Source organism: Vibrio sp. 378 (assembly GCF_033339435.1).
Window position 1 is genome coordinate 1 of sequence record NZ_JAWOUO010000077.1, and the last position, 1416, is coordinate 1416.

A 1416-nucleotide genomic window follows, 5' to 3' on the forward strand; every position below is an offset into this window, starting at 1 on the left:
TGTAATAACTATTATTAGAAGAGCTTATGTCAAACCAACATCAATATTTCGGTCACCCTCGTGGCTTGTTCTTATTGTTCGGCACTGAACTCTGGGAACGCTTTTCCTACTACGCAATGCGTGCCATTCTAGTACTCTACTTAACTGATACCACAATGAATGGTGGTTTGGGCTGGTCAACGAAAGACGCGCTCGACCTTTATGGCATTTACACCGGCCTTGTTTACATTACCCCATTGATTGGTGGTTACCTTGCCGATAACTACCTTGGCCAACGCCGCTCAATTTTGCTTGGTGGTGCATTAATGGCTATCGGCCAGTTCACACTGGCACTTCCGGCTGACGCACTAGGCTTCGGAGCACTTCACACTTTCTATTTAGGTCTTGCTCTGCTTATTTGTGGTAACGGTCTATTCAAGCCAAATATCTCTACCATGGTTGGTGACCTTTACAATGAAGGTGATAACCGTCGTGATGGCGCTTTCACTATCTTCTACATGGGTATCAACCTTGGTGCTCTGCTAGCCGGCGTGGTTTCTGGATCTGTAACGAACTCATTTGGTTGGAAAGCAGGTTTCGTAGCAGCGGGCGTGGGTATGATAATCAGCCTTGTCATGCAAATGTCGCTTTCACAGTCTTGGCTTGGTGATATTGGCCGTGAGCCAGCCGCGAAACGCGACCTAAACAATAAGAACGCCAAAACAAAACAGCCTCTTACCAAAGAAGAAGTAGATCGCATTAAAGTTATCTTGGTGATGAGCCTGTTTACTATCGTATTCTGGGCTGGTTTCGAGCAAGCTGGCGGTCTGATGAACATTTACACTCAGCAGTACACCGATCGTATGATTGGCGGTTTTGAAGTACCTGCAGCTTGGTTCCAGTCACTAAACCCATTCTTTATCATTACGCTTGCGCCTGTCCTTGCGGTTCTATGGGTGAAACTAGGTAAACGTGAACCAAACTCACCAGCGAAATTTGCTTTAGCCATGTTCTTCTTGGCACTAGGCTTCCTATGCATGGTTGGTGCAGTAATGGAGCAAGGTGGTGATACTAACGTGAAAACATCCATGCTATGGCTAGTTGGCGCGTTCTTCTTCCATACTTTGGGCGAACTGTGTCTATCCCCTATTGGCCTGTCTCTTGTAACCAAACTGGCTCCGCTACGTCTTGCATCGTTGATGATGGGTGCATGGTTTGGTTGTAACGCTATTGCGAACTATGTCGCTGGTTACGTGGGTTCTCATGTGGGTGAACTTGGTGCAATGGCTATCTTTAGTGGCATCGCAGTAACTGCATTGATCAGTGGTGTGATTCTAATGTTATTCTCGAACACGCTTGTTCGTTGGATGCACGGTGCAGAAAACACTCATAGCACTGCAGAACAAATTGAAGAGCAACAAACACAAGTTGCTTAAC

At 46.3% G+C, this 1416-nt stretch carries 1 protein-coding gene; it reads left to right on the plus strand.

All coding sequences use genetic code 11. From position 1 onward, the window contains the following. The first annotated feature begins 26 nt into the window (after positions 1-26). Positions 27-1415: a peptide MFS transporter gene (locus tag R7Q48_RS24200; protein WP_005454549.1), complete on the plus strand. Its 1389-nt coding sequence runs from the start codon at positions 27-29 to the stop codon at positions 1413-1415. Position 1416: the final 1 nt, after the last annotated feature.